This is a genomic window from Candidatus Bathyarchaeota archaeon (assembly GCA_023131225.1).
In the GTDB taxonomy this organism is placed as follows: Archaea; Thermoproteota; Bathyarchaeia; order Bathyarchaeales; family SOJC01; genus JAGLZW01.
Genome location: JAGLZW010000002.1, coordinates 38,119 through 60,491, shown reverse-complemented (window position 1 = coordinate 60,491; position 22,373 = coordinate 38,119). Strand labels below are relative to the sequence as shown.

The following is a 22,373-nucleotide window of genomic DNA, read 5'->3' as shown; positions in this document are numbered from 1 at the left end:
ATATAGTCATTTCTTCATAACGCTCAAAGTCGAATAGGAATCCTAAAAGGGGAAAAATAAAATATGGAAAAACGAACTATCTACGCAATGGTCTCTGCAGTTATTATAATCGGTGCGATTGTAGCAGCTGCCTATTGGGTTTGGCTTCAACCTGAACCAGCAGAACAACCAGTAACCTTAGAGTTTTGGGCTCCATTCGGAGGAGAAGAAGCAGCTCTAGAATATTGGAACACCGTAAGTGACGCGTTTTACAATGAAACTGGAGTAACAGTTGAAATTGGATTTTACACAGGCGACGAGTTCTGGACTAAGCTAGCATCAGGCTTCGCAGCTGGGGATCCTCCCGATCTGTTCATTACATATGGTGGAGGGGAGCTTGACACATACGTTGCGGAGGGGCAAATAGCCGATATATCTGACCTACTGGCTGAGGATTGGGCTCTCGCTCAGATTACACCTGCGATAAAAGAAGCGGTCACCCGGGATGGTAAACAGTATGCTCTCCCATATGAATTCCAAACTGACTGGATATTCATTAACCGCAAAATCTTTGATCAAGTCGGTGTTAGTATACCTTCTATGACAACGAGTTGGACATGGACTGAATTTATAGTGGCGTGTGATGCACTGAAGGCTGCTGAAGTAATTCCCATCGCAATGAGCGGTTCAGCTACGTGGTCCCTAACATTCCCAGAAACCTACATCTTCCTACACAGCAATGGGGCAGAAGCATTCCAAGATGCCTTAGATCGTAAAGTGAGTTTTGAACCCTATTACGTTACGGCATTTACAAAGATCAAAGAATGGGTTGACGGAGACTACTTCCAACTAGGCTGGGAAACAGCTGGTTACATGGACGCTTATGCATCTTTTTCATCTGGAGAATCAGCGATGTGGATGCAAGGTACATTTGCTATTGCGATGTCTCTTGGCCAACCAGCTCTTGAATTAGATGTGGTTAGATACCCATACTTCCCAGATAAATCTGAGTTGAAGGATGTAGTCTTTGGAGGACCTACATCTATAGGTGTGGCCGCTGCGAGTGAACATACAAAAGAGGCTGAGGACTTCTTGAGATTTATTTCCAAACCAGACTGGCAAATATATATGGCTAGAGAAACGCATAACCCGCTAGCACAAAGCATAGCGTTGCCTGCAGGCATTTATCCTGAGGTAATGGTGAAGTGTATGGACGCAACCGCAAGTGCTTCTATAGTACACTTAAGATTTGGAACGATGTGTTCTAAGGAGATGGGTGCATACTTGGACGAACAAAACTTACTAGTATTCACTGGTCAAGCAACGCCTGAAGGGGCAGCAGCGGCTATTGAAGCAAAGGCAGTGGAGCTAATTGGTCCCGTAACTGGATGAAACTGCGTATGCGATGAAAAATGACTAAGCTGCGAATCAAAGCTGAAACTAGAAAAGTTATAGCGCTATATCTATTGCTGTTACCGACGGTCTTCCTATATGTCCTCTTTTTTATTTATCCTGTAATTAACGGGCTTTCATTTGGTCTATATCAATGGTCGGGTGTATCTCCCGTCAAAACGTTTATCGGTCTTAAAAACTACTTTAGTATTGTTGTAGATCCGCAATTCCATGTTGCGTTAAGGAATACTTTTGTAATAACTGGTGTGAATGCTGTCAGCCAATTTATATTCGGTTTCAGTTTGGCTTGGTTGGCGCGAAAATATCAGCGAGTAGGGGGCATCTTTTTGTCCATAGCCTTAATACCAATTATCTTATCGTTTGTTTCAGTGGGTGTAATGTGGACTTGGATTTATAATCCTTCGTTTGGTTTGTTGAATAGCTTATTAGACTTTCTCGGTTTACATTCGTTAACTAGAGCATGGTTATCAAATCAGAGCACAGCACTTCTCTCAGTTCTAGTAACGGCTAACTGGCACGGAGTGGGACTATACGCTATTATTTACTCGGCAGGTTTACGAACAATTTCTCCATCTATTTATGATTCAATGAAGGTAGACGGGCTTTCTGACCTTCAAAAAATCAGACACGTAGTAATTCCAATGACTAAGGCTGCGCTTGCTTTATCGCTTGTTATAACAATTTCTGCTTCTTTCAAGACGTTTGAATTGGTTTACGTTCTGACGGGGGGTGGTCCAGGGCGTCTCACTGATGTAATCGCGTTATATCTTTACAGGTACGCCTTTACTTTTTGGAAGGCTGGATACGCTTCTGCCGTAGCGCTTTATTTGATTGTTATGGGCCTTTCACTTGTAATAATTCAACTGAAACTGTTACACACGGATAGGTGACTAGAACATATGAGTTCAAAGTATAGTCCATGGAACTGGCTCAGAAATAAGTTCACTCGCACGATTGGTATCGCTGTCTTAATAATGTGGGCCATTGCAACAGTCTATCCTCTTATTTGGGCTTTTTTCACATCTTTTAAAACTAATCAGGAGCTATTTGCTAACGTGTGGGGTCCTCCCACTAACCTAGATTGGTCAAATTATGAGTGGGCCTTAAGTAGCGGTAATATGGCGGTATGCTTGAGAAACAGTTTAATAATAACCGCTGGAAGTATAATAATTCTATTTGTGATTTCACCTATGGCTGCATATGCGCTGGGCAGAGCAGAATATCGTGGTAAAAGAACAGTCTTTTATTTTCTCCTAGCTGGCATGTATGTTGCCCCTCAAGTAATCATAGTCCCGTTGTATGTTCTACTCAAAAATTTAGGGTTAATTGACTCCCATCTTGGCCTAATATTAGTTTATGTCGCTACTGCTCTACCCTACTCGATTTTCATAGCAAGACTAGGATTTCTGTCTATTCCTCCATCATTAGAAGATGCAGCGAAGATAGATGGACTGTCAACGTTTCAAACGTATTGGAGAATAGCATTACCTTTAGCCCTGCCAACTGTTTTGATAGCTATGAGTTTAGAAGCCATATTCATATGGAACGATTTTCTCTATCCCCTAGTCTTCCTCAGATCAACTGACATGATGACGTTGCCACTAGGCCTTTTCATATTTAGAGGCCAATATCTAATTCAATACGGTCCATTAGCCGCCGGAATAATCATCTCAACTATTCCACCGCTTATACTTTACATGTTTTTCTCTGAAAAGATCAAGAAAGGAATAGCTGCAGGAATTGGTGCGAAGACATAGTTTGCATAATATAGTGTAGCCAAAATCTTCGATTTACCAAACTAAGCTACGCAAATTTCAATACATCATCATCGGTGTACAGTAGACTATTTTTCGTCAACATTTAGCGTTCCTATTTTCCAAAGACCCTCTTAAACACCCTTAAGAAGTTTCCTCCTAGAATTTTCTGAATCTCTTTATCTGAGTAGCCTCTTGCAACCAAACCTCTTGTAATATTTGGAAATTCTGTTATAGTCTCAATTCCTTTGGGCCAGCTGTATACCCTTTTATCAATCATTATGAGCTTTCTTCTTGCAGGTGGATATTCCGCCCATCCCTCAGCAAAGTCTAATCCTATACCAATGTAGTCCACCCCAACTAATTCCACAACGTAATCGATGTAATTTAACAAGTCGTCGAGTGCAATTATCTGGTTCTTTGCTGACAAGTCTCGGGAAAGCTGTTATTCCGATAACGCCTCCCTTTTCAGCCAAAATCCTGATTTCTTCGTCTGTTTTATTCTGGTATGCATCTATGAGTGCTCGAGGGTTTGAGTGTGAGGCTATTACTGGATCCTCTGAAAATTCTATAGCCTCCAGAACACTCTGTTTTCCGACATGCGCGAGATCCACCACAATTCCTAACCGATTTAGCTCTTTTACTAGCGATATTCCGAAGAGACTTAGTCCTGAATCCGTACGTTCTGCACCGCCTTCTGCCGCTGCATTCCTGAAGTGATAACTTAGCTGGATGATTCTTACCCCCAAATGATGATAGAGCTTTAGTATCCTCAAGTCGTTTTCCAATGGTACTACATTTTGGAAACCTAGAAAAATAGCAACTTTTCCATCTCGCTTTGCTGTAACCACGTCTTCGGCTGTAGTTGCCAACAGCACTTTATCATTCTCTTCATTTATCAAGTCGTGCATATCTAAAATTCTCTTAACTGTTTCAGACATGCTATGCATCATGGCAATTGTGTAGTTTATCGCGGTTACTCCGCCAACGCGTAGTTTTTGAAAGTATTCATCTGACATGATGGACGCATTTAACGAATCGATAATTATTGACTTCTTATGGGTGTCTAACGCCTTTTTTTCTTCTTCCACATTTAACTTCCATTTTAACCACTTCCCTCACGAGTCTGCTTATTTTAATGTTTCCACGATCAGTTCCGCCACATCTCTAATATCCAACTTTACCTTAGACCGATATCTTGCTAACATGAAGTTTGAGCTACACGCTGGACACGACGAAGCAAGCACCTGCGCCCCTGTCTCTTCTGCCTCCTTTAGTCTATTCACCGCGATACTAGTCGAAATTTCTGGAAAGGCTTGGGGCAGACCTCCTCCAGCTCCACAACAATAGGCATACTCTCTGTTTCTAGTCATCTCAGTCATCATTAAACCTGGAATCTCTTCAAGGATCTTTCTTGGGGGTTCATACAAGCCTATGTGCCTACCAAGATGGCAAGGATCATGATAAGTAACTTTGCGGGTGATTTTTTTCTTTGGAACTAAGTCTTCATTGTCCATAAGTTCCTCGTAAATCTCGGTTGTGTGAACTGCCTCAAATGGTAGTCGCCCAACTAATTTGGGATATTCTTTTTTGAACATTCTATAACATCCCGGACACGAAAACACTACCCTCTGGGCTCCGATTTTTTCTATTTCTTGAATATTGTACTCAGCAAGCTTTTTTGCAGTTTCTACTTGTCCAATAGACAACAGCGGAAAACCGCAACATTTTTCGTTTTTGAGAATTGTAAAATCTAGATCTGAGTGTTTCATAATTTCATAATTGGCTTTGGCTATCCTTGTTCTGGCAAGCGCAGTTGTACACCCGACGAAATAAACTGCTTCAGCTTTTTTGTTGATTTCTCCAGAGAGCCAGTGTAGTCTCTTTTCGTGTGGTTGCCCAAATATATTATCGTATTTCCGGGTTTTCTCAAGCATCGAAGCGTGTTCTTTCATTGTTAATCCGTGTGCAACCACGTCTGCTTTCAACGCGTCGAAGATGTTGCTTAGTTCTAGAGAGAAGAAACAGTTTTGCTCACATGCACCGCAATCGGTGCACATGAAAACGTGTTTTGAGAGATCTTCGTTGAACTCTACTTTTCCCTCAAGGAGTGCTATAGCTAAAATTAGTTTTCCTTTGGCGCTGTAAGATTGAAATCCCTTGATTTCGTTTATCGGGCACATACGGTACTGTCCTAGCCAGCTTAGATCAAAGCAGAATCCACATCTGATACACTTATACAAATCATTCGTATACTTCTCAAGTAACATAACAACTCACCTACAGATCCAAAACATTTGGGTTTAAAATGCGATTCGGATCGATAGCCTTCTTCAATTTTCTTAAAAAATCGTGGTAACCAACCAGCCTCGACATGATACGCTCAGCTATTTCGCCGCTACCCACAGTACCCGGAGCGCCTCCATAGTCAAGCAACATCTCGTAAAGGTCTTTTTGAACTTGTAAGCCAAACTCGAAGGCCTCTTTATCTACATAAGAATAGAGCGTATCAATCCACAGATATCCCCCATTTTTTGAAAAATACACGTCAAAACCCTTGACAAGGGCATTGTGCTTCTTTATTTGCGTCTCATGCTCACTCCAGTAATTCCAAAAAGCTTCACTTATATCAACGAGTTTCGGCAATGGAAGGAATCCAAAGATTTCGGGGCAGAAGTAAGGAATTCCCTTACGAGCATAATATGTCTTTGGATCTTTCCATCTGAGCCATGAATACATAACATTATGCGTTTTCCAGTAGTTTCTGGTTCCCGTGTTGTCTATTTTTCTTCCTCCATATGTTTCACATATTGACTTGATGGTTTTGATCTTTATTTCGACTTCCTCCTTTCCTCCAGTTGTAATAATATGCATTAAAGCTACAGCCTTAACTGGAAGATCTCCTTGACAAACCACAAGAAATCGAGTACAGCGTCGTTGAAGCAACTTCAAAGCGATCTTAAATGCCTTTCTCAAATCGTCAAAGCTATAACAAAGGAATTCCTCAGCTTCAGGCATCCTTTGGATTTTTAATGTAGCTTTTGTTATGATACCTAAAGTACCGCAAGACCCTATGAAAAGTCCGGCGACGTCTGGACCGTTGCAGTATCTTTCAAAGGGTATGCCTTGTGGATTTGCAGCGGAACCTGTTTTGATTATCTCTCCACTCGGTAAAACGACTTCCAAGTTGAGAACGTTCTCTCCAGTTGTTCCCTCTCCGGTTAAGCCGTGAGGGACCATACTAGCAGCAAGTGATCCACCGACAGTGCAGGATACTAGGCTACCTGGACCTTGGATGGAGAGTTCCCACTTTTTCTTTTTCAACTCAGTATTCAAGGCATCCCATATGGCTCCTGCCTCAACCGTAACGGACATTGTTTCCTCATCAATATTTAATATATTATTCATTCCAGTCATGTCAATCAGTACGCAGTTTTCCTGAACTCCTGACGCAATGAATATAGTTCCTCTTCCCCACACGTACACAGGAGTTTCATACTCGTTTGCTATTTTCAGAATCTCCGCAACTTGCTCTGTATTTCTGGGTCTAACTACATATGAGGGAACTCCAGCTTCTTCGAAAGAGCTACTTTTTGAATATGTTAATCTGTCTAGAAAATTGTCCGAAAAATTCTCTGAACCAACAATCGTTGTCAGTTGTTCTTTCAACCTTTTTTTTGCCAATTTTGTGTCCTCTTTGAATGAGAAGATGACAAAGATGAGTAAAGGCTTTTCTAAAAACTTTGTGCATGCACAGTAAGTCACAAAGATGATGCTTAGTGCCTGAATTACCTTTATCCAAAAACTCTGATTAAAAATAGCTCGTATTTTCGTTACATAGCGCAAAAAGCGCGATCAGATTACCTTAACTACGCACTGTGATTATTTATGGAAACGTCTAACAATCACGCGACTTCATCCAGCTAGCATGAGGAAGATACTCCTTAGCTTTTTGCATCGCGTCATAAATTATTCTCCTCGCTTCATCAATGGTTTCTCCTTCATTCACAGTTATGATTCTTTTGTGATCCATGAGAACTTTACCATCTACAATAACCGTGTCCACATCCTCTCCACAAGCACAATATACAAGAGCTTTTTCGACGTTGTGTAAGGGTTGAAAACGTGGTTTATACAAATCTATAAAAATAATGTCAGCCTTTTTACCCACTTCAATAGAGCCTAACTCTTTCTCTTGACCTATCGACCTTGCTGCATCAATGGTAGACATTTCTAAAACCTTTCGTGCAGAAATCACAGTTGGATCTAGGGCAGAAACTTTATGCAGAAAAGCTGCAGTTCTCATGGCGTCAAACATATCCAAGTTATCATTACCACCGCAACCATCAGTAGCTAAGGAGACAGTTATGCCCTGCTGCAACATTTTGGGTACTGGAGCCACACCATTTCCACCTTTCATGTTGCTCTCTGGATTATGAGATACTTTAACTCCGTCATCTCTTAACAACGCGATTTCACGGTCATCCACCCATATGGTATGTACAGCAAGGACATTAGGCCCAAGAAGTCCGAGGTCGTGAAGAAACTCTACTGGGCGCTTGCCCTTTTCCTTTCGAATAAGCTCAACTTCATAGAGTGTTTCAGAAACATGTATGCTTAATCGCAACTTGTATTTCTCAGCCAACTCTAAAGATTTTTGAAGGTATTCATCAGTGGAGCAAAAGGGAGTGGAAGGGGCAATCATGCATTGAATTCTTCCATTCTCGGCTCCGTGCCACTTAGTGACAATTTCATCTATAAATCGGAGTTGCTGTTTCACGGGAAGCCTCACATCTTCTGGAACCCACGAGTCAACCATAACGAGGGCGTGAAATCCGCGAATGTCTATTTTCTTCATCGCTTCACAAATTCCTGGGTGCATTCCATCCATAGCTACAAAACATGTGGTTCCAGACCGCAGCATCTCAAGAAAAGCCATTAGAGACGCAAAATAGGCGATTCGGTCGTTTCCAGCTAAAGCCTCCTCATTCGCAGCGTGATATAAAGGATATAAAATTAACTTGCACCATTCTTCAATTGTCTTTTCATGTTCGCCTATGCCTTTCAGTAGGTTTTGAATGAGGTGGGTATGTGTGTTTATCAATCCTGGTAAAACAGCCATGTTACTGGCATCTATAACTGTGTCAGCGTTCCTATACTTCCTCTCCAACTGATCAGTTTTCCCCACATCTACTATTCTATCATCTTCTACAGCAACAGCACCATTTTCAATAATTCTTCTTTGATCATCCATAGTGATTAGTAAGCCATTTTTAATAAGTAAGCCCATCCAGTCACCTACCTCAATTTATCTTATACTTTTAAATACTTAATTTAAGGCTACCCCATGCACCGTGCAAAGCTAATTTAATATTCATCATAGTTATATAGAAAAAACAGGGTTTAAGTTGACGAAAATAAGCTTGAACAAATCTGCGCTTCCCATTGTAAAATACATGATCAAAGAAGCTGACGAAATAGGCATTTTCGTACACGAAACGAAAAACGGTGCAACTATAATAGATTGTGGAATGGAGGTCCCTGGCGGATTCGAAGCTGGAAAATGCGTAACAGAGGTTACTCTAGGCGGCATCGGACAAGCCAAAGTCACGTTCATGGACTTTGGCGAATTCGTCCTTCCTGCCATGCATGTAACAACAGATCACCCCGCTCTTGCTACTATGGGAAGCCAAATGGGAGGTTGGAGAATCCCAAAAGAGGTTGCCAAGAATCTTCTTGGATTAGGTATGGCTATCGGGTCCGGACCGGCTCGAGCTTTGGCGAAGACTCCTGCTGAAGTCTTTGATTCCTTAAAACATGAAGAAAAAGCGGACGTGGCTATTTTAGTAATTCAATGTGACAAGTTTCCAATGAGCAAATTTCCAACAGAAAGCATTGTGACGCATGTATCTAAAGAAACAGGAATAGATATGAAAAGAGTGTACATTCTTATTGTTCCCACAAACTGTCTCGCAGGAAACATTCAAATTGCAGGACGTTGCGTCGAAAACGGGGTTTACACGTTATTCTACATGGATTACGACATAACAAAACTGAAATCAGGGGCTGGTATAGCTCCTATAGCACCTGTTCACCCTAACAGCACTGTGGGAATGGGCATGGCTAATGACTTAATGATGTATGGCTTGAGAACTTTCTACACCATCGAAACCCAAGAAGAGGAGGATGTATGCAAATTAGCGAAGGAGATGGTTATAGAGAATCGCTCACCAGACTACGGAAAGTTATACGGTGAACTCTACGAACAGGCAGGCAAAAATTTTTACAAAGTCGATTTTGGGAATTATGCCCCCTCAGAAGTAACCCTTAACGATCTTCGAACAGGCACTTTATGCAGAGCAGGACGATTAAGAGCAGACATTATCAAAAAATCGCTGGTGCAGGGCTCAAGCTATAGTGTGTTATAATTCGAAGATGAAGCCCATAATGTACGTGTAGACAACAGTAAGTTATTCCATCTTGAGGATGTCAGAAAGATGTAATTTGTGGCTCCCCATTTTTCCTCCGAAATTATAAGCTGAAATCCTCTTAACGCCCTCGATTTTCGTAGCTGCGACAATACCTTCATGCGTAGCTCTTCTAATCTCACTAGCGTTTAAACCCATAAAGACAACCGTCACAATGGATTGAACGCCTATGGGCACCTTAGAGCCTGGAACTATGTTTTGAATGGTGGGGCAAAACAAGTCATGAGTACTTGCAATGATATCTGTATACCTATTAGACCCCTTTTTAATTGCGTTGTCCATGCCTAAACCGTAGGGACACACTCCTTCAATCAATTTCATAGCATCCCAAGCAGCATTGGCGGCTGATACCGCTATGGCTTGGTTTTCAGCCATAATAACGAACAATCCATCTAAACCAGTTGTGACTCCAACGGTTCGTTCCACGTTAAATTTTCCGCTTGTGACTGGAATACAAATAACTCGATGTTTCCCGATCATTAGTTCCTTTTCGTAGCCTTCTCCATGTTTTCTAATTGCCTCGCCTACAGGCAAAGTCTCCGTTATAGCTTCAAATGGCATAAAGTCGAAGAGAGAAGCAGTAGGAACCATAGAAAGCGTTAGAGCTCTTGCAATTAGCTGTTCCTTTAACCGTTCAACGCCATACTTGGAGCCAGAAGGAACCGAAAACTGCATAATCACACCAGGTCTACCGTCTGGATTTACCTCCGAAGGAGAGAATCTTTCTATTCCCGATTGAACAGGACATATCGCGATACTAAACGCGAAGCCGGTGGCTTGATAAGCAGCTCGTAACGCCAAGTCTCTTGAGATAGCCGTGACAAGCAGTCTAGCTATTTTTAATTCCCAAAGCTCTGCAAAAGTTTCCTCCACTTCAACACCATTTAAAATCATTTTCAGCACACTTCACACACAAAAAAATGAGAAGTCAAAGACTTTTTACTCTCTGCTTCATGCGGGGGACTTTTGAATCCACAATCTAAAAAGGTGTTATGACTGTTCTACTTTCCAGGCACACGCTTTTTCTTCCAAACTTCAAGTATATCCATTTTAGTTAGGTTTGACGCAATCAGACACATGCGCAAAATTTTCGCTAAGCTTCTTGATGCCTCAACAAAATCGCCCTTCAGACAGTTGTCGCATACTTCGCCATATTGCTGGCTAATACGAAATATTATTCGTACAAGATCGGTTTCTTTAGGGTATTTCTTCGCTAGCTTAGTTTGCATTTCTTCAACTGTAGGTCTCTTCTTCCATCCTTCAAGTTTTAGTAAGAGTTTTTCCAAGTTTTCTTCAAGTCTGTCGGAAGTCGCCATGCACCAATGGAATATATCGGTTATCTCATTTTCAATGCCTTCTTCGCCTATCGTATTTGTCCACCATCTTCCAGGATGACTCTTGTTCAGATACGCTTTGCAAAGTTCGCCTATTTCTTCTCCTAACCAAGCCAAATCATCTCTTAGGTCTCTGTGATCGTCGAAAACTCCAAAGCGTTCGTGGTCCCATTTCTGGGCATCCTCTATTGTTCTCACATCTTCCATGCAGAGTTCGTATTCCCTGCTTAGCATCATTTCCTCTCTATCCATCTAATCATCCTCTATCTCCCAGGTATAGGTCTGTTTTTCCATGCTTCAAAAAGGTCTATGCCAATAGCGTTTGCCATGGAAAAGCACCAGAGAGCTACTTTTTCAATCCCAGGGAGGAGCTCTACAGGCTTAATTTTCAACTCTAAGTATCTCCCGCAAAGATCGCCGAAGGCTCCGCCGATTCGTAGGAGTATCTGTCTTGTGCTGGTTTCCTTTGGGTACTTGTCTCTTACATAATCCTGAATCTCCTCCGGTGTCATCTTCTCCTTAAACCCTTCTATCCTCCCTATTACTTTACACAGATCTGCTTTAAGCCTATTCGAAAGAACTAAGCACCAGTTAAGTACATCTGCTAGTTCATCACCCATACTTTCAGCCCCTTCGGCTCCACCCCACCAACGATCGGGGTATACCTCCTTGTTTACGTATGCTTTATAGAATTCACCGATCTCCTTTCCCAAGCAAATTATGATGTCTCTAGTATCTAAGAATTTGTAGTAATTTTCTTCCCTCTCTTTAATCCAGCCTTGAGCCTCACTTAAAGTTCTGAGATTCTCGATACCTTTCTTAAGGTCCTTTAGCAAACTGTCACACTCATGAAAATCACATTGCAATCTGAAACTAACCAGTTACTGGACCCAGTAATTCTACCGCATTTGTTTCGATGGTTGTCGCTGCAGTTTCGGGTGTTGTTTGAAGTGCCCAAATTAGAGCAAATTGATCCATCATGGTACCTTTAAATTGTGGGGATACTTGATATGCATATGTTCCTTGTAACCGCGAAGCTCTCGCTACCATGTCTATGAACTTTTCGGTAGTTGGGTCAAAAATGTCTGGGGGCAACATTATTTTCTGTGCTATGGGGGTTCCAATCGATTGGATCATTTTTATTTGCCATTCCGGTCTAGAGCAGAATCTTAAGAAGGCTTTAGCCTCATCAATGTATGCACTATCAGCAGCTACCCCGATAAAGGTGCCTCCTCCAAAAACCAAATCCTTTACGCTTGCATTGGATTCCTCTGAAAAATATGGCCATGGAACAGCGTCCAAGTCAAGCCCTTCTATACCTAAACACATTCCAACAGCCCATGTGCCCTGTATCCACATTGCCGCTTGCCCTGTTGAAAACGCTTGGTATGCATCCATGTAACCAGCTGTTTCCCAGCCTAGTTGGAAGTAGTCTCCGTCAACCCATTCCTGAACCTTATCAAACGTATTGTTGTATTGATCAAAAAAACTTATTTTACGATCATACGCATCGAAAAACGCATCTGGCCCATTAAGCCTTTCTTGAATATAAACTGTAGGGAACTCAAGTGACCAATCTTCCTTGCCACTCATTGCAACAGGGATTGTTCCAGCGACCTTTAGTGCATTACATGCCGCTATAAATTCAGTCCATGTCCAACCTGTCTCTATAGAAGGGACGGCAACACTTGCTTGATCAAAAAGTAGGCTATTGATCAAAATACCGACAACTGTTAGTTCATATGGAAGGGCATACTCTTTACCGTTCACAGTGACTGATGATCTTATAGATTCTGGGATCTGAGCTAAGGCCCAATCTTCAGCTAAGAGATCGCTTATATCTTCTACAACGTTTTCATTAACATATCCCTTAAGTTCTCCTCCACCTTTGTTAGTGAATAGGTCAGGTGGAACCCCAGCTGCGAAAGACGATGTTAGTTTTGTCATATATTCTGAGCCTGTGTAAAACGTGATTTTGACTTCTATGCCTGTTTCATTGTAGAATGCGTCGCTTGCATTTTGCCAGAACCATAAAGCGCTTTCTTCCCCTGCAAAAGGGGCCCAGAATTCTAAGGTTGTAGGTGTTGCTGGGGTAGTTGGTTTTGGAGCGATATAGTACCCGACGGGTGCACCGATTACTACGCCGATAATTAACGCTAAACCAATCGCTAAAACGTTTTTTCTTTCCATAATTACCACTTTTTTGATAATCTAAAAGTATATTTGTGAGCTTAAAAATTTTGCGTATTTTGTAAGTGCGTTTTTCTACTGCCAAGTTGATATAGAGGTTTTTACAGGTCTGCAATCACTGAAAGCCTTTTTATCATGGTTTGCCGACTACTCGGAGTTCCTAGTTAAGTAGTGTTGAAGGATTTTCCAAAATTCGCTTCAATGTTTGTAGAAACTTAGCGCCTTGGGCTCCACCGAAAACTCGGTGATCAAACACTAAACTCAGGTTCATTACGGATCTCACCACGATATGCCCATCAGCCACCACTGGTTTCTCATCTATTTCTCCGACTCCCAATATCGCGCTCTCAGGTGGATTAATTATTGGCACAAACGTGTCTATTCCATACATGCCAAGATTTGTTATAGTAAAAGTGCCTCTAGTTACCTCATCTGAGGAAAGAAGACGATGCTTCGCCTTTTCCGTCAGTTCTGTCAGGCAGAGAGCGATCTCCGAGAGGGCTTTCTTATCAGCGTTCTGAACCACAGGAACTATTAACCCTTCTTCCAGCGCGACAGCTACACCTACGTTAATGTCTTCAAGTATTTTGATTTTGTCTCCCTCTAGAGTCGAGTTTATAATGGGATGATCTTTAAGTGCTATTGCCACAGCCTTAACCAGAATGCCTGTATAAGTTAGAGATGCCTTAGCTGTTTTTTCCATCTCTGCAAGGAGTTCTCGCCGTAGTTTTATAGTTTCCGTCATATCGACTCTCGTCATTAATATTGTGTGCACAGCAGTGCGATAACTCTGGGACAGGCGCTCGGATATCGTTTTCCTTATTCCGATTATATCAATAATCTTTTCCACTTTTACTGGCTCGATTGCAGGTGGCGCTATAGGTGCAGCGGTAGGAGCTTTGGTTTCGTCAAGAACGCTTAACACGTCTTTCTTGACTATTCTGCCGCCGGGTCCAGTACCTTTGATATTTGTTACATCAATTTTGCGTTCCTTAGCGATTTTTTTTGCGACTGGAGAAATCTTTATTCTTTCCTTGGGAACAGGCGCTACAGTTGGCTTTTCAATTTCCTTAGGTTTTTCTACTTCAGGCATTTTTGCGGGCATTTCAGCTTTTAGGGTTTCTTCAATTGGCGGAACCTCTTCTCCGGGTTTAGCTATAATTGCCACCAGTCCAGACACAGGAACAACTGTTCCTTCTAGAGCGACTATTTTGAATAATATGCCAGATTCTGCAGCCTCGATTTCGTTGACAATCTTTTCAGTCTCTACTTCTAGGAGGGCTTCCCCTTTTTCCACCCAGTCACCTTCTTTCTTTAGCCAATTCACTACGATTCCTTCTGTCATGGTCAGACCGAGTTTAGGCATTCTGATGTAAGTTACCATTTCTTCTCCATCTCCATCAAATGATAAAAATTCTTATTCACTAGCTGCTTATAATTTCTTTTACTGCTTTAACTATATCATTTTCATTGGGTATAACGTGTCTTTCTAAAGCTGGACTGAAGGGTGATGGTACGTTTAACCCAGCAACACGCTTGATTGGGGCATCTAGATAATCCATAGCCTCTTCAATTATAATTGCCGCAATTTCTGCGCCAATACCGCATCTTTTCCAAGCTTCATGAACAACAACTATTTTACCAGTCTTTTTTACTGAGTTAATAATTGCTTCCTTGTCAAGAGGGGCAAGCGTCCGTGGATCAACAACTTCCGAACTAATTCCTTCTTTGTCAAGTTTCTCGGCTGCAAGCAGAGCTTTATGCACCATCAATGCAGTGGCGAATATCGTGACGTCTTCACCACTTCTTCGGATGTCAGCTTTGCCAAATGGGATATAATACTCTTCTTCGGGAACTTGGCCTTTCATTTTGTAGAGAAGTTTATGCTCAAAAAATATTATTGGATTGTCATCTCTTATAGCTGTTTTAAGCAGTCCTTTAGCGTCATATGGAGTTGATGGCATCGCGATTCTTAAACCAGGGATGTGCATAAATATTGCTTCAGGACTCTGTGAATGTTGAGGTCCAGCGCTTATTCCAGCGCCAAATGCTGTCCTAATCACTATAGGTGATTTTACTTGCCCGCCAGACATGTATCGTATCTTTGATACATGGTTAAGTATTTGGTCCATGCATACGCCTAGAAAATCAGCAAACATTATCTCTGCTAATGGTCTCATTCCTACTGAGGCAGCGCCCAATGAAAGACCTATGATGGCGGTTTCGGATATAGGTGTGTCTAAGATTCTTTTCTCTCCAAATTCTTCCAACAATCCTTTTGTGACTCCAAAATCGCCACCGTGTAATGCTATATCTTCGCCAAGCACAAAAACATTCTTATCTTTCCGCATTTCCTCCTGTACAGCTTCACGAAGTGCTTCACTGTATCTTATTTCTCTCATGTTCAAATTGCCTCATTAACCTAGGCGAATAAATCCTTAGTCACTTCCTCGGGTTCTGGATATGGGCTTTCTTCCGCATACCTAACTGCCTCTTCAATAGCCAATCTAATTTCTTGTTCAATGTCCTCGACCTCTGCCTCTGTCAAAACACCTATCTCGATGAGTGTTTCTTTAAGATTGAGCGGGTTCTTTTTCTCCCACTCTTCCATCTCATTTTTTGTTTTATAGTGCTGTGAATCACCCTCGAATGATCCGCAAAACCTGTACGTTTTACACTCCATCAATGTCGGGCCTTCTCCTCTTCTTGCTCTTTCCACGGCTTCATGAGCCGCCTTGAAAACTGCAACTACATCCATCCCATCCACGATGACACCCGGTATACCATAGGAAGAAGCTCTGTCCGATATGTTATCTATCGGTATGGATTTTGAAGCACGAGTAGAAATTGCATACAAATTGTTTTCACAGACAAATATTACAGGAAGTTTCCATAATGCAGCGATGTTAATTCCTTCATGAAAAGCCCCTGTATTGGATGCTCCATCACCAAAGAAAGCAACTGACACTTGATCAGTTTCTCTTGATTTAGCCGCAAAGGCTGCACCGGTGGCAATAGGTATACTCGCACCCACTATCGCATTTGCGCCCAATATACCTGAACTATAATCTGCAATGTGCATAGAACCACCTTTCCCTTTGCAATAACCAGTTTTTTTGCCAAAAAGCTCTGCCATCATCCTTTTCAAGTCTGCACCTTTTGCGATGCAGTGTCCATGTCCACGGTGTGTGCTTAATACGTAATCGTCTTTCCTTAAATTTGTGCACACTCCAGCGGCAACTGCTTCCTGTCCAATGTAAAGGTGAACAAACCCAGGAAGCAAACCTTTAGCGAACAGTTCACTTACTTTTTCTTCGAAACGTCTGATTCTCAACATTACTTTGTACAGTTCAATCATTTTTTCCTTGCTTAAAGGCAACTGCATCTCTTCATCAACTTTTGCGGTTATCAATACCCTTCCAGAAGTATAACTGTTACGTATTCTCGTAGAGTATAGTTTGATCAACTTGACGCATTATTACTCATTTGATCGCTAGAAAAACCTGCACATTCACAGATGTAATGATTTGCACCTGAAAAGTGGCGGGCCCGTGGGGATGCACTCGGTGTGGCGAGTGGATACCAACCTCATAGTTAACGCGTGGGTGGACTTTTCAAAATGATGCATGCATAACTTGTCTAAGGTACAATCAACGTTCCAGTCTTTCCAAGCAATGCGCGTTCAATATTCTCGGAGTTCGTTATGAGAGCTTTTGTACCTCCACTCTCGAGGAAGTTGATGATGGCTTCGATTTTTGGGCCCATGCTTCCTTTTGGAAAGTGCCCCTCTTTATAATACTTCTTTGCTTCAGCTAAAGTCATTCTATCCAGCAGTTCTTGATTGGGCTTGCCAAAATTTAAAGCCACTTTCTCAACGTCTGTGGATATTACGAAAAGATCAACCTTCATATCAATAGCAAGGAGAGCTGAGGCATAGTCCTTGTCAATAACTGCCTCAACTCCCACCAATCGTCCGTCTTTTTCAATTACTGGAATTCCTCCGCCGCCCACAGCTGTTACTACAAAACCTCGGCTAACAAGAGCTTTTATAGCATTAATTTCAATGATACGCAAAGGTCTCGGTGAGGGCACTACACGTCTCCAGCCTCGTCCAGCATCTTCCGTCACATTCCATCCAAGTTCATCTCGGAACTTTCTTGCTTTTTCTTTATCAAGAAAGGACCCTATTGGCTTTGTGGGATTCTGAAAGGACGGATCGTTACTGTCCACCAACACCTGAGTTATCACTGTAACTGCCTGCTTTTCGATGTTTCGCTTCTCAAACTCGTTGTATAAACACTGTTGAATCATGTAACCGAGAGCTCCCTGAGTGTCAGCCCCACAGGAATCGAGTGGTACAGTATGCAAAACGTGACTTGCCAAATCCGAACGCAACAGAATGAAACCCACTTGGGGTCCGTTGCCGTGGGTTATGACCACGTTCCAACCATGTTCTATCATGCTAGAAATATATTTACAGTTCTCACGAGTGGTCTCAAACTGATCGGGAACGGTCTGATGGCCTTTATCTCTAATTAGGGAGTTGCCGCCAATGGCAACAACCGCTGTTTTTCGCATAGTTCTTACCTCTGTGAATTAGAAATGACTTAATGGAAAAGCATTGTAGTATAAAAACAAATAGCTTTCAACCTATGACAAGACTTCTGATCCATCAGATCTCTTTCGTTATGTACCGAAATGAATAGAGGTCAGAGCATCGCTTCCTTGGACATGGTCAGAGAAAGGACCGCCATCTTTGCATAGAAATTGTCCTCCGCCTGTTCGTATATCACCGAATTAGGTCCATCTATGACCTCGTCGGTCACTTCCTCACCTCTAAAGACTGGAAGAACATGTGTAGCAATTGCCGACTTGCCCATTAGATCATTAACATGACTCTGCTCCAACCTCCAATTCTTATACTTGTTGTGAATCATTATCTCGTTGTCCGTGCCGAAAGCAGTCGCGCCGACTTCACTTAGTTCGGAAGTAACCCAGCTTCTAGGGAAAACGACGTTTGCGGTATTGAGCGCTTGTTTGAAATTGTGACTTGTCTGAAAGCTGCCACCACTGTCTTTGGCGTTCTTCTTTGCCATTTCAACGATTTTCGGATCAATATCAAATCTTGGCGGGTAAGCAAGTACTACATCCATGCCAAATCTCGTTGCGATGAGCACCTCTTCCTGTATACTGCACCTTCCCCGCAGCTTGCTGGAGTAAGCCCACATTATGGCATACTTCTTCCCTCTGAGGCTTCCTATTTTGTTATTCACAGTCATAATGTCCCCCATGGCTTGAGTTGGATGATATGTACAGCAAGCCATATTGATTACTGGGACTTTTGCAATTTTGGCAAACTGTTCAACAATTCTTCGTCCCTTGCCATAAATGAAGTCGATGGCTTCGTTTAATACTCTTACTCCAATTCCATCTCCATATATTTCATATATTTGGATGACGTCTTTTAAGGCTTCTTCGGTCCTAAGCCTAGAGGTCATTGCATCAATGTATGGGGCATGTCCACCGAGAAGACTCATCCCAGCCTCAAACGCCCCTCTTGTCCTAGTCGAAGGAGCCCAAAACACCATGAAGAAATTCTTTCTCTCAAGAACTTTGGGCGGAAGTTTCCCTTTCCTTCTTATATCCTTAAGCTTTTCAGCAAGCTTCATTGTCGCTATTAATTCGTCAATGCTCCAATCTTGGGTTGTAATCAGATCCCTTCCATACAGGTCCATATGGCGATCACCATTTAATAGCTTGGCAGGATACTAAAATCCCTCACTGTTGATTTTAGTGATACAGTTCGGAAGGTTCAATCCGGATCCAGAGGCAAGGCATTCAGGTGATCAACTCGTTCCCAAACATAGGCGCACCAAGGCTAGACTTGAACTGAAGCTTCAAATAGCTCAAGATTAGGGCTTATTGTTGGGAACTGCTTGAATTGACCGGCCGCTGTGTCCGGGTCCTTCAATCCATTTCCAGTAATCAAGACAACGATGCTTTCGTCTCTCTTGACAACTCCTTCCCTGACGAGTTTGATAAGGCCCGCAAGAGAGGCTACGCCTGTCGGTTCAGCAAATATGCCTTCAGTTGAGGCCAGGAGCTTTTGTGCCTCAAGTATCTCCTTATCGGAAACCGCCTCAACACTTCCATCCGTTTCCCTAGTAGCAGTCAAAGCTGCATCTCCGTCCCAGGGAAAAACATCCGAAAGCCCTCCGGCAATCGTTGTAGGGCGACCCCAAGGCTCTATTTCGAAAGACGACTTGTTTTGCCTGAAAGCTCTTACCAGTGGGGCGCACCCTTCAGGTTGGACAGCGACTAACCTCGGTGAAGAGTGAGAGAAATCGAGACTACGGAAATCCTTGAAACCCTTCCAGACGCCAGCAAGGAGACAGCCTGAACCAGTGGGCACGATAACCCAGTCTGGGGCACTCCAATTCAATTGCTCGACAATTTCGTAGGCCATTGTTTTGGGGCCCTCAACCTGATATGGATTGAAAGGCCCGAAACTGGGACACGGGTACCATCCATATTTTTCAACAACCATCGAAAGCATTTGCACCGTTGGGTCCTTGCCCTCTTCTTCCGCTTTCACTCGCACGACGTTTGCTCCATATAGACGAATTTGAGCTAATTTGACCTCAGGAGCTGATTCAAGGACGAATGCATAACATGTGAGCCTTGCTTTTGCAGAGTGGGCAGCCAATGCTGCAGCCGCGTTTCCACTCGAAGCTGTTGCTGTCGTAGTGGCTCCGAATTCCACGGCTTTTGATACTCCAACGGTCATAGAACGATCTTTGAATGATCCAGTAGGGCTGCGAGTTTCATCCTTCAAGTATAGATTCCTCAATCCAATCTTCTCAGCAAGATTGATTGATCTAATAAGAGGTGTTCCGCCAGCTTCTAGGTCAACAATATTCTTCTTGTGACGAACAGGAAGAAACTCGTGATATTTCCAAACGCCAGGAGCTCTTCTTGACAGGATTTCCTTGCTGACCTTTTCAGTTAGGGCGGAGTAATCGTAGGAAAGGTCAAGACGACCCCTATCCTTATTTAAACACATGCAAACCTTTTCATCAACAGAATACTCTCGCCCACAGCGAGCACATCGCATTTTTGTAACGAAAGACATCACAACACCAACCTTTCAGCTGTTTCTCACAGGGTGTTCCTACTTGCCACGCGCGCACGGAAGCTTTTCACAACACCAATCTCTTCCACCGTAAGCGGCCACTGCTAATCATCGACTTTGTGCACCACGCTTCGGAAGTCGACTCAAGTCTGTACATCACGGTATTTCTGAAGATAACTTAAAAACATATCTACGAGTCCAAAATGGACGCTGGAACGCCAGGAATTGGACGTGATGATGACTCTTTATCAGTAGACTGATTGTACACTTGAGCGGCAACAGATGCCCAACCTTCCAGTTTCATTTCTAGCCCACAAGAGGGGTTCTTGCTTCAGCGAACACTCTGCTTGTGCATCGAGTGCACTTCAGCCTTTTAGCGAAAGGCTATAGGGATCAGTCACTTTCTCTTAACCATTTCATAGCAGACCGACTTTCTCATTGAACTGCACAATCAGTTCATCTATTCTAGGTGTCAGTTTCTGAATTTCACTCCAATACGACTCATAGTCATACCATTGGCGGTTTAGTTCATTGAAATTGAACATTTGCTGTTCGATCCATGTGAAGTACTTGAGGTGATGTATTCGCTTCCGGTCATAATGAGCAAGTTCCATCATCGAATCAGTCTTTATGGCCATTAAATTTCTGTGGAAATCCCTGATTGCATCTTTCTTACTGTATTCGCCGTTTCGTTCCTGCGCTTCTCGTAGCCGGGACTGATACAGCTCCATTGAGTCTGTGAACAGTGTCACTAGAGTATCTTTGTGCGTAAGTTCGTAGTATTTTGCGAACTTGATTGACATGAGCACATTGGCTATGCTGGAAATGCCAAGTAGGTTGAGCTTAGAAACAAGCTCATCGGGAACGCCGGCCTCGTTTGTTAGATACCTATGTCCTGCTGGATCATTGAACAACCGCATCAAATTGATCGCGTCATTGTCATCAATTCCAATAGCTACATCGGTGTTTCTTACATTGTGAATCCAGGGAACATGCTTGTCTCCGATGCCTTCGATTCTATGAACCCCATATCCATTGAGCAGTAGTGTCGGACACTGAAGAGCTTCGCCAGCAGCGATTTTTGAAGTTGGATATTTCTGCTTCAGGTAGTCACCGCATGCAATTGTGCCTGCTGATCCCGTCGTAAGGCAGATCCCTCGAAATTGGCCTCTTCCAAGCTCTTTTTTGAGAACCTCCTCTATCGCGTGTCCTGTGACGTCGTAGTGGAATAGGTAATTGCCGAACTCGCTAAACTGATTGAACACGAATATGTCTTTTCGAGATCTCTTAAGTTCCCACACCTTGTCATAGATCTCCTTCACATTGCTCTCGCTTCCGGATGTAGCAATTATTTCACCAGCCACAGTCCTTAGCCATTCGAAACGTTCCTGAGACATTTGCTCAGGAAGAATCGCAATGCTATCGCAACCGAGAAGTGCCGCATCGTAGGCACCTCCTCTGCAGTAATTTCCAGTACTGGGCCAGACTGCTTTGTGTCTTGTAGGATCAAACTGACCAGTGACAAGTGGAGGAACTAGGCAACCAAAAGTCGCACCTACTTTGTGTGATCCTGTCGGAAACCACTTCCCTATCAGGGCGATTATACGTGCTTCAACGCCGGTAAGTTCCGGCGGTAACTCTATATAGTTAGGCATGGATTTAAAAAGACCACCTTTGGGTATGGGCTCGTTCTTCCAAGTGATTCTGAACAAGTTCTGAGGAACGACATCCCAAAGCCCAATATCCTTAAGCTGTTCCTTGATTCGATTTGACACGGTTCTGGGATTCTTCAGCTGAGCAAATGTAGGAATCACTATGTTTCTGTCTCTACATCTTTGCACTGTTCTCCTGAGCTGATCTCCATTAACTGTGAGGTCTATCAATTATGTACCCTCATCCGTTCGAAGTTGCTTTTACACATCCTGACGTCTTTAAATAGTTATCTCTGATTAGTGTGCGTTTGGGAATGTTCAGGAAGCTCGCTTGTTAGTCGCTCGCTCATCATAGCTCAATCCTAAGGACATTTGAAGCGCGCATTCTGAAAAGATAAAACTTTTAAATCTACCTGCTGTTTCTCTGAATC

At 42.7% G+C, this 22,373-nt stretch carries 20 protein-coding genes; 4 read left to right on the top strand and 16 right to left on the bottom strand.

Annotated features, from left to right (window positions below; translation table 11 throughout):
* The first annotated feature begins 63 nt into the window (after nucleotides 1-63).
* Genes KAU88_00845 through KAU88_00835 form a run of 3 tightly spaced genes read left to right on the top strand, consistent with a single transcriptional unit; the run spans nucleotide 64 to nucleotide 3,149 of the window.
* Nucleotides 64-1,371 (top strand): extracellular solute-binding protein, encoded by a 1,308-nt coding sequence (locus tag KAU88_00845; protein ID MCK4477064.1) that lies wholly within the window; start codon nucleotides 64-66, stop codon nucleotides 1,369-1,371.
* Nucleotides 1,372-1,391: 20 nt separating this feature from the next.
* A complete protein-coding gene (locus KAU88_00840) occupies nucleotides 1,392-2,282 on the top strand; it encodes a sugar ABC transporter permease (GenBank protein MCK4477063.1) in 891 nt (296 codons plus the stop codon).
* A gap of 9 nt (nucleotides 2,283-2,291) precedes the next feature.
* Nucleotides 2,292-3,149 carry a carbohydrate ABC transporter permease gene (locus KAU88_00835; protein ID MCK4477062.1) on the top strand — a complete coding sequence of 286 codons (858 nt, stop codon included), beginning with the start codon at nucleotides 2,292-2,294 and terminating at the stop codon, nucleotides 3,147-3,149.
* 112 nt (nucleotides 3,150-3,261) lie between these two features.
* Here KAU88_00835 and KAU88_00830 read toward each other — a convergent pair whose 3' ends face one another.
* The 5 genes from KAU88_00830 to KAU88_00810 all read right to left on the bottom strand — a co-directional run bounded on the left by KAU88_00830 (nucleotide 3,262) and on the right by KAU88_00810 (nucleotide 8,436).
* Complete coding sequence (locus KAU88_00830) at nucleotides 3,262-3,540, bottom strand: membrane dipeptidase (protein MCK4477061.1); 279 nt, start codon at nucleotides 3,538-3,540, stop codon at nucleotides 3,262-3,264.
* Nucleotides 3,467-4,237: a membrane dipeptidase gene (locus KAU88_00825; GenBank protein ID MCK4477060.1), complete on the bottom strand. Its 771-nt coding sequence runs from the start codon at nucleotides 4,235-4,237 to the stop codon at nucleotides 3,467-3,469. The genes KAU88_00830 and KAU88_00825 overlap by 74 nt, the downstream gene beginning before the upstream one ends.
* A 39-nt stretch (nucleotides 4,238-4,276) precedes the next feature.
* Nucleotides 4,277-5,416 carry a (Fe-S)-binding protein gene (locus KAU88_00820; protein ID MCK4477059.1) on the bottom strand — a complete coding sequence of 380 codons (1,140 nt, stop codon included), beginning with the start codon at nucleotides 5,414-5,416 and terminating at the stop codon, nucleotides 4,277-4,279.
* Nucleotides 5,417-5,426: 10 nt separating this feature from the next.
* Nucleotides 5,427-6,830: an FAD-binding oxidoreductase gene (locus KAU88_00815; protein MCK4477058.1), complete on the bottom strand. Its 1,404-nt coding sequence runs from the start codon at nucleotides 6,828-6,830 to the stop codon at nucleotides 5,427-5,429.
* A 214-nt stretch (nucleotides 6,831-7,044) separates the two neighbouring features.
* Nucleotides 7,045-8,436, bottom strand: coding sequence for an amidohydrolase (locus KAU88_00810; GenBank protein ID MCK4477057.1), 1,392 nt, complete (start codon nucleotides 8,434-8,436; stop codon nucleotides 7,045-7,047).
* Between the two features lie 118 nt (nucleotides 8,437-8,554).
* On the opposite strand from KAU88_00810, the gene mch reads away from it, so the two are divergent.
* A complete protein-coding gene (mch, locus tag KAU88_00805; GenBank protein MCK4477056.1) occupies nucleotides 8,555-9,574 on the top strand; it encodes a methenyltetrahydromethanopterin cyclohydrolase in 1,020 nt (339 codons plus the stop codon).
* A 42-nt stretch (nucleotides 9,575-9,616) separates the two neighbouring features.
* Here mch and KAU88_00800 read toward each other — a convergent pair whose 3' ends face one another.
* The 11 genes from KAU88_00800 to KAU88_00750 all read right to left on the bottom strand — a co-directional run bounded on the left by KAU88_00800 (nucleotide 9,617) and on the right by KAU88_00750 (nucleotide 22,173).
* Nucleotides 9,617-10,528: a formylmethanofuran--tetrahydromethanopterin N-formyltransferase gene (locus KAU88_00800; GenBank protein ID MCK4477055.1), complete on the bottom strand. Its 912-nt coding sequence runs from the start codon at nucleotides 10,526-10,528 to the stop codon at nucleotides 9,617-9,619.
* A 107-nt stretch (nucleotides 10,529-10,635) separates the two neighbouring features.
* Nucleotides 10,636-11,220 (bottom strand): hypothetical protein, encoded by a 585-nt coding sequence (locus tag KAU88_00795; GenBank protein MCK4477054.1) that lies wholly within the window; start codon nucleotides 11,218-11,220, stop codon nucleotides 10,636-10,638.
* Nucleotides 11,221-11,231: 11 nt separating this feature from the next.
* Nucleotides 11,232-11,804, bottom strand: a complete 573-nt coding sequence (locus tag KAU88_00790; GenBank protein MCK4477053.1) for a MazG-like family protein — start codon at nucleotides 11,802-11,804, stop codon at nucleotides 11,232-11,234.
* A gap of 37 nt (nucleotides 11,805-11,841) precedes the next feature.
* Entirely contained in the window at nucleotides 11,842-13,158 is a 1,317-nt protein-coding gene (locus KAU88_00785) for an extracellular solute-binding protein (GenBank protein ID MCK4477052.1), read from the bottom strand.
* A 160-nt stretch (nucleotides 13,159-13,318) separates the two neighbouring features.
* Nucleotides 13,319-14,542 carry a 2-oxo acid dehydrogenase subunit E2 gene (locus KAU88_00780; GenBank protein ID MCK4477051.1) on the bottom strand — a complete coding sequence of 408 codons (1,224 nt, stop codon included), beginning with the start codon at nucleotides 14,540-14,542 and terminating at the stop codon, nucleotides 13,319-13,321.
* A 40-nt stretch (nucleotides 14,543-14,582) separates the two neighbouring features.
* Entirely contained in the window at nucleotides 14,583-15,560 is a 978-nt protein-coding gene (locus KAU88_00775) for an alpha-ketoacid dehydrogenase subunit beta (protein ID MCK4477050.1), read from the bottom strand.
* Between the two features lie 20 nt (nucleotides 15,561-15,580).
* Nucleotides 15,581-16,543 carry a pyruvate dehydrogenase (acetyl-transferring) E1 component subunit alpha gene (gene pdhA / locus KAU88_00770; GenBank protein MCK4477049.1) on the bottom strand — a complete coding sequence of 321 codons (963 nt, stop codon included), beginning with the start codon at nucleotides 16,541-16,543 and terminating at the stop codon, nucleotides 15,581-15,583.
* A gap of 254 nt (nucleotides 16,544-16,797) precedes the next feature.
* Nucleotides 16,798-17,736, bottom strand: a complete 939-nt coding sequence (arcC, locus tag KAU88_00765) for a carbamate kinase (GenBank protein MCK4477048.1) — start codon at nucleotides 17,734-17,736, stop codon at nucleotides 16,798-16,800.
* Between the two features lie 131 nt (nucleotides 17,737-17,867).
* Complete coding sequence (locus KAU88_00760; GenBank protein ID MCK4477047.1) at nucleotides 17,868-18,893, bottom strand: ornithine carbamoyltransferase; 1,026 nt, start codon at nucleotides 18,891-18,893, stop codon at nucleotides 17,868-17,870.
* Nucleotides 18,894-19,036: 143 nt separating this feature from the next.
* Nucleotides 19,037-20,290: a threonine synthase gene (locus tag KAU88_00755; protein MCK4477046.1), complete on the bottom strand. Its 1,254-nt coding sequence runs from the start codon at nucleotides 20,288-20,290 to the stop codon at nucleotides 19,037-19,039.
* A gap of 416 nt (nucleotides 20,291-20,706) precedes the next feature.
* The gene (locus KAU88_00750) at nucleotides 20,707-22,173 is read right to left on the bottom strand and encodes a pyridoxal-phosphate dependent enzyme (GenBank protein MCK4477045.1); all 1,467 of its coding nucleotides are present in this window, start codon (nucleotides 22,171-22,173) and stop codon (nucleotides 20,707-20,709) included.
* Nucleotides 22,174-22,373: the final 200 nt, after the last annotated feature.

Bases quoted from the DNA above. Each gene is read 5' to 3' on its own strand.
- KAU88_00845 (MCK4477064.1), top strand. From the start codon at position 64: ATGGAAAAACGAACTATCTACGCAATGGTCTCTGCAGTTATTATAATC.
- KAU88_00775 (MCK4477050.1), bottom strand. From the start codon at position 15,560: ATGAGAGAAATAAGATACAGTGAAGCACTTCGTGAAGCTGTACAGGAG.
- KAU88_00760 (MCK4477047.1), bottom strand. From the start codon at position 18,893: ATGGACCTGTATGGAAGGGATCTGATTACAACCCAAGATTGGAGCATT.
- KAU88_00810 (MCK4477057.1), bottom strand. From the start codon at position 8,436: ATGGGCTTACTTATTAAAAATGGCTTACTAATCACTATGGATGATCAA.
- KAU88_00840 (MCK4477063.1), top strand. From the start codon at position 1,392: ATGACTAAGCTGCGAATCAAAGCTGAAACTAGAAAAGTTATAGCGCTA.
- KAU88_00795 (MCK4477054.1), bottom strand. From the start codon at position 11,220: ATGGATAGAGAGGAAATGATGCTAAGCAGGGAATACGAACTCTGCATG.
- KAU88_00755 (MCK4477046.1), bottom strand. From the start codon at position 20,290: ATGTCTTTCGTTACAAAAATGCGATGTGCTCGCTGTGGGCGAGAGTAT.
- KAU88_00785 (MCK4477052.1), bottom strand. From the start codon at position 13,158: ATGGAAAGAAAAAACGTTTTAGCGATTGGTTTAGCGTTAATTATCGGC.
- KAU88_00800 (MCK4477055.1), bottom strand. From the start codon at position 10,528: ATGATTTTAAATGGTGTTGAAGTGGAGGAAACTTTTGCAGAGCTTTGG.
- KAU88_00780 (MCK4477051.1), bottom strand. From the start codon at position 14,542: ATGGTAACTTACATCAGAATGCCTAAACTCGGTCTGACCATGACAGAA.
- KAU88_00835 (MCK4477062.1), top strand. From the start codon at position 2,292: ATGAGTTCAAAGTATAGTCCATGGAACTGGCTCAGAAATAAGTTCACT.
- arcC (MCK4477048.1), bottom strand. From the start codon at position 17,736: ATGCGAAAAACAGCGGTTGTTGCCATTGGCGGCAACTCCCTAATTAGA.
- pdhA (MCK4477049.1), bottom strand. From the start codon at position 16,543: ATGCAGTTGCCTTTAAGCAAGGAAAAAATGATTGAACTGTACAAAGTA.
- KAU88_00820 (MCK4477059.1), bottom strand. From the start codon at position 5,416: ATGTTACTTGAGAAGTATACGAATGATTTGTATAAGTGTATCAGATGT.